Annotated in this window: 5 protein-coding genes; 1 reads left to right on the top strand and 4 read right to left on the bottom strand. The window is 73.0% G+C overall.

All coding sequences use genetic code 11. The features are described from left to right. The 4 genes from BGM09_RS27795 to BGM09_RS27780 form a co-directional block, all read right to left on the bottom strand. A partial coding sequence (locus BGM09_RS27795; RefSeq protein ID WP_188284458.1) for a protein kinase domain-containing protein occupies positions 1 to 890 on the bottom strand: 890 nt, incomplete at its 3' end. A 135-nt stretch (positions 891 to 1,025) separates the two neighbouring features. After that, entirely contained in the window at positions 1,026 to 2,261 is a 1,236-nt protein-coding gene (locus BGM09_RS27790) for an SCO1860 family LAETG-anchored protein (protein WP_317452921.1), read from the bottom strand. Between the two features lie 387 nt (positions 2,262 to 2,648). Continuing rightward, positions 2,649 to 3,737: an amidohydrolase family protein gene (locus tag BGM09_RS27785; protein WP_188284457.1), complete on the bottom strand. Its 1,089-nt coding sequence runs from the start codon at positions 3,735 to 3,737 to the stop codon at positions 2,649 to 2,651. Positions 3,738 to 3,851: 114 nt separating this feature from the next. Beyond that, on the bottom strand, positions 3,852 to 4,823 hold the full coding sequence (locus BGM09_RS27780; RefSeq protein WP_223187707.1) for a GlxA family transcriptional regulator: 972 nt from the start codon (positions 4,821 to 4,823) through the stop codon (positions 3,852 to 3,854). Between the two features lie 70 nt (positions 4,824 to 4,893). On the opposite strand from BGM09_RS27780, the gene BGM09_RS27775 reads away from it, so the two are divergent. Then, the coding region (locus tag BGM09_RS27775; protein ID WP_223187706.1) for an MFS transporter at positions 4,894 to 5,479 on the top strand (586 nt) is incomplete at its 3' end.

Below are 5,479 nucleotides of genomic sequence, written 5' to 3'. Positions count from 1 at the left end.
CCCGAGCCGGCGTCGGCGGGTTCCGCGGCGGGTCCGGTCAGCGCGGAGGAGCCGGTGGCGGCCAGCCAGCCGCGCAGTTGGTCGCGGAAGGCGGCGGCGCCCTCCGGCCGCTCGGCCGGGTCCTTGGCGAGCGCGGCCAGCACCAGCGCGTCCAGCTCTCCCGGCACCCGCGGATTGCGGGCGGACGGCGTCGGGGGCGGGGTGTGGACGTGCCAGTACATGAGGTTGATCGGGTTGCCGTCGGTGAACGGCGGTCTGCCGGTGAGCAGTTCGGTCAGTACGCAGCCGACCGCGTAGACGTCGCTGCGGGCGTCGACGTCGATGCCGTTGATCTGCTCGGGCGACATGTAGCTGGGCGTGCCGATCGCCGAGCCGGTGGCGGTCAGCCGGGCGTCGCTGTGCAGGACGTGCGCGATGCCGAAGTCGGCGACCTTGACGGCGCCTTCAGTGGTGATCATCACGTTGGCGGGCTTCACGTCGCGGTGGACGGTGCCGCGGCTGTGCGCGTGGGCGAGCGCGTCCAGCATGTCGGCGGCGATGCGCGCCGCGCGCTCGGGCGCGAACCAGACCTGCTCGCGGACGAGTTGGGCGAGCGTGCTGCCCCGCACGTACTCCATGACCAGGTACGGCACCACGGTGTCGTCGTCGGTGCGGACCTCGTCCTGGTCGTGGACGGTGACGATGCCGGGGTGGTTGAGCGCTCCGGCGGCCTGCGCCTCGCGGGCGAACCGGCGGCGCGCGTCGGGGTCACTGGCCAGTTCGGGCAGGAGCGTCTTGACCGCGACGGCGCGGCCCATGCGGGTGTCGCGGGCGCGGTGCACCCGGGCCATTCCGCCGGAGCCGAGCAGCTCCGCCAGTTCGTAACGACCCGCGAAAAGCCCGTCCACCATTGCTCGCTCGCCCCGTTCGCCCATCCCCAAGTCGAACGGCAGTCGAGCCGCCGTTCGTAGGGAACAGAGTAGAGGGCGGCTCCCGGAGCGGAGCCGCCCTCCCCTGTATTCCCCCGATCCCCCCGGTGGGCCGGACTACTCGCCGCGCGAAGCGGCGGCCTTGCGGCGGCGGTTGGTGAGCAGGAAGGCGCCGCCGCCCACCGCGATCAGGCCGATGGCGCCGTACGCCATGTACGGCGTGGAGGAACTGGCCCCGGTCTCGGCCAGGTTGCCGGTGTTCACAGAGGTGTCGGTGCCGGTCTGCGGATGGGTGTCGCTGCCGCCGGAGCCGGAGGCGCCGCCACCCGAGGTGCCGCCGCCCGAGGTGCCCGCGGAGCCGGACGTACCGCTGGAACCGCCGTTGGTGGAACCACCGTTGGACGAGCCGGAGGTGGAGCCGCCGGTGGAGTGGCCGCCCGTGGAACCGCTGGTCGAGCCACCGTTGGTGGCACCTCCGTTGGTCGAACCGCCGTTCGTGGAACCGCCGTTGGTGGAGCCTCCATTCGTAGAACCGCCGTTCGTGGAACCGCCGTTCGTCGAGCCTCCGTTCGTCGAGCCGCCGGAGTTGCCGCCCGATGTCGTACCGCCGGTCGAGCCGCTGGCCTGGGGCGTACGGCAGGTGGCCTGCGCCAGCGTGACGTCACCGGTGACCTCGGCGACTCCGAGGTTCAACGGGTTGATGTGGACCTTCAGTTGGAGGGCGGTGGCGGCGGCCGTACGGGACGTCGTCACGGTGTTGGTGAGCTGGAGACTGACCTCACCGACCCCGCCGACGCGGACGTCGGTGGTGCCGACCGCGTTGAGCGAGATGGTCTTGCCGAGGATCGTCACCCCGACCAGTTTCGAACTGGCGGTGGGCTTGTGGCCCACCTGGCAGGTCGCCTTGGACGTGACGGCGTCCAGCTTGATCAGCGAGAGCAGCGGAAGTCCGGGGACATGGACCTCGGCCTTGGCCACGTTGGCGTAGCCCTCCGCCTTGTAGCGGTCGGCGGTGGCGTTCGCCGTCGCGACGTCGGCCCGCAGGATGTTGATCTCGTGACCCCGTTCGACACCGCTGCCGACCTTCACGGTCAGCGCGGTCTCCTTCGCGTCGGCGGGCGCCTTCACATCGTTGAGCGAGACATTCACCGGGACGTCCACGGTCTTGTTCAGCAGCGATACGTCGAGGCCCGCTCGCAGCACGGTCGCGGTGGACGTGCCGCCGCCCGAGGTCGCGGGAGTCGCCTGCGCACCCGGCGCTACGGCGAGGGCGCCCGCGGCGAGGGCGACGGCGGCGCCGATGGCGGCGGCCGAACGGCGGGCGGGCAGGCTGACGTTGATGGTGCGGTACACGGTGGAAAACCCCCACAAGTGGCATGGAGTCCCCGGCGCACGACTGTTGGGGACAGCCGCCGGGGACCTCGGTCCGGCAATGTTTACGCACTGAGGGTGAACTGGCGCGCACACGGCGTCAGTTCACCCATAAGGGTGGTTTCCGTGAGCTTCTTCGAATCTCGCCGCACGACCGTTCCCCCGCGTCACCCGGACCACGGGATGACACCCCTCACCTCGGTTGACGTTCCGTGGCGCGCACAGTGATGTCTAACGTGCCCCGGCTCCCGTACGTCACGGTCGGTCAACACACGTCCTCGCCCGTCGCACGGCCATGGTGTACGCGGGAGGCGGGACCGCAGGACCGCGAAGGGGCCCTGAGGCGCACTGAGATGTCTTGAGATGCCGTCAGGCGACGACCGTGCCGCGCAGCACGATCCGCCGCGGCGCCGCCAGCACCCGTACGTCCGCGCGCGGATCGCTCTCGTAGACCACCAGGTCGGCGGGCTCGCCCTCGGCGAGCCCTTCGCGGCCCAGCCAGTCGCGGGCCCCCCAAGTGGCCGAGGAAAGAGCGGCGTTGACCGGCAGTCCGGCGGCGACGAGCTCGGCGACCTCGTCGGCGATCAGGCCGTGGGCGAGGCTGCCGCCGGCGTCCGTACCGGCGTAGACGGCGATACCGGCGTCGTACGCGGCGCGCACGGTGTCGTGGCGGCGGGCGTGCAGCCGTCGCAAGTGGTCGGCCCAGCGCGGGAATTTGCCCTCGCCGCCCGCGGCCAGGGCGGGGAAGGTTGCGATGTTGACCAGGGTGGGGACGATCGCGACGCCGTGTTCCGCGAAGAGCGGGATGGTGTCCTCGGTGAGTCCGGTGGCGTGCTCGACGCAGTCGATGCCCGCGGCCACGAGGTCGGCGAGCGAGTCCTCGGCGAAGCAGTGCGCGGTGACGCGGGCGCCTTCCTCGTGCGCGGCGGCGATGGCCTCGGTGAGCGCGTCCTTCGGCCAGCACGCGGCGAGGTCGCCCGCCTCCCGGTCGATCCAGTCGCCGACCAGCTTCACCCAGCCGTCGCCGCGGCGCGCCTCGCGACGTACGTACGCGGTCAGGTCGCCGGGCTCGATCTCGTGGGCGTAGTTGCGGATGTACCGGCGGGTGCGGGCGATGTGGCGGCCCGCCCTGATGATCTTCGGCAGGTCGGCGCGGTCGTCGGTCCAGCGGGTGTCGCTCGGCGAGCCCGCGTCGCGCAGCAGCAGCGCGCCGGCCTCCCGGTCGGTGAGCGCCTGCTTCTCCGCGGTGTCGCGGTCGACGGCGCCGTGCGCGTCGAGTCCCACATGGCAGTGCGCGTCGACCAGCCCCGGCAGGGTCCAGCCGGTGACGGTCGCGGCCGGAGCCGCGGCCGGGCGGTCGTAGCTGATCCGCCCGCCGACCACCCACAGCTCGTCCCTGACCTCGTCAGGCCCGGCCAGCACCCGTCCCTTGATGTGCAGCACGTCGCGTTCGCCCATGCACGGCACTGTACGAGGCGCCGGGCGGTCGCGGGTCGTACGGTCGCCGGTCGTACGGCCCGGGGCCGGCGAGGAGTGCCGCCGCCGGACGCCCCACCGCCCCCCGACCAGAGGTCAGGCCGTCGTCAGGCGGGTGAACGCCGCGCGGTAGTCGCTCGGCGTCAGCCCGGCCCTGCGCAGCAGGTGCTGCCGCAGCGAGTCGGCGGTGCCGAGGCCGCTGGCGCGGGCGACCTGGTCGACGGGCAGGGTCGTGGTCTCCAGCAACTCCTTGGCCCGCTCGACGCGTTGGTGCAGCAGCCACTGGAGCGGGCTGAGTCCGGTCTCGGCGTGGAAGCGGCGGCTGAGGGTGCGGACGCTGACGGCCGCGTGCCGGGCGAGGTCGGTGAGGGTGAGCGGCGCGTCGAGCCGGGTCATCGCCCAGGCGCGGGTCGCGGCGAGCGATGTGCCGGTCTCCGCGGGCAGCGGTGTGTCGGTGAACTGCGCCTGCCCGCCGTGCCGTACGGGCGCGACCAGCGCCAGCCGGGCCACGGTGTTGGCGACGGCCGCGCCGTAGTCGGTGCGGATGATGTGCAGGCACAGGTCGATGCCCGCCGCGTATCCGGAGGACGTCAGCATCTGGCCGTCCTGGACGAAGAGCACGTCGGGCTCCATGACCACCGCCGGGTAGCGCGCGGCGAGTTGGCCGGTGTACTCCCAGTACGTGGTGGCCTGGCGGCCGTCGAGCAGTCCGGCCTCGGCGAGCAGGAAGGCGCCCGTGCAGATGGATGCCACCCGCTTGCCCGCCCGCGCGGCCTGCCGCAGGACGGCCACGACACGCGGGTCCGGGTCCTCCCGCGACCCGGTCCCGGCCACGACCACCGTGTCGGCGCGCTCCACCGCGTCGAGACCCTGCCCGATCACCAGGTCGGCCCCGCCGCTGGTCCCGACGCTGCCGGGGTCAGGCGTGCACAACTCCACCTCGTAGCCGGGCCCGCCGTCCAGCTGGACCTTGCCGAACAGCATCTCCGGCACGGCGAGGTTGAACATCGACACCGGCCGCGAGGCGATCACCGCGACCCGGTGCGGGCGGGGACAGGTGAAGGGCATGGCCAGAACCTCCGGGACCGTGGCATTCAGGCCACTACTGTACGGCGACGGCCGCGGCCACGCTGATCGCATGTCTTCGCGTCTCTCCGGTCCTGACCGTGCGGCCCCGCCCGCCGCCCGGGAACCCGTCGCCGCACCCACACCCGCACCCACGCCCACACCTGCGCTTGCACCGACGCCCACACCTGCGCCCGTACGCTCCCCCGGCCGCACCCTGGCCGCCGCCCTGCTCGGCTTCTTCGTGATCACCCTGGACGCCTCGGTCGTGACCGTCGCCCTGCCGTCCATCGGCGCCGATCTGCACGGCGGCCTCGCCGCGCTCCAGTGGGTCGTGGACGGCTACACGCTGGCCTTCGCCGCCTTCATGCTCTCCACCGGGGCGCTGTCGGACCGGATCGGCGCCAGGCGCGCCTTCGGCGCGGGCATGGCCGTCTTCACCGTCGCGTCGGCCGCGTGCGGTCTCGCGCCCGGCCTCGGCGTACTGATCGGCACCCGCGTGGTGCAGGGCACGGCCGCCTCTGTGATGCTGCCCGCCTCGCTCGCCCTGGTACGGCAGGCGTATCCGGACGCCGGGACCACCCCGCGGCCGTCCGGCGCGGCGTCCGGCGGCATCGGCAGGGCCCGCGCCATCGCCCTGTGGGCGGCGGGCGGCGCCT

Origin of the sequence: Streptomyces sp. CBMA29 (assembly GCF_014596445.1) — a bacterium.
In the GTDB taxonomy this organism is placed as follows: Bacteria; Actinomycetota; Actinomycetes; order Streptomycetales; family Streptomycetaceae; genus Actinacidiphila.
Note: the sequence above shows the minus strand (reverse complement) of the source record. Positions and strands in the feature narration are given on the sequence as shown.

Coding starts and splice junctions, on each gene's coding strand:
- BGM09_RS27785 (WP_188284457.1), bottom strand. CDS start 3,737: ATGGGCGAACGCGACGTGCTGCACATCAAGGGACGGGTGCTGGCCGGG.
- BGM09_RS27780 (WP_223187707.1), bottom strand. CDS start 4,823: ATGCCCTTCACCTGTCCCCGCCCGCACCGGGTCGCGGTGATCGCCTCG.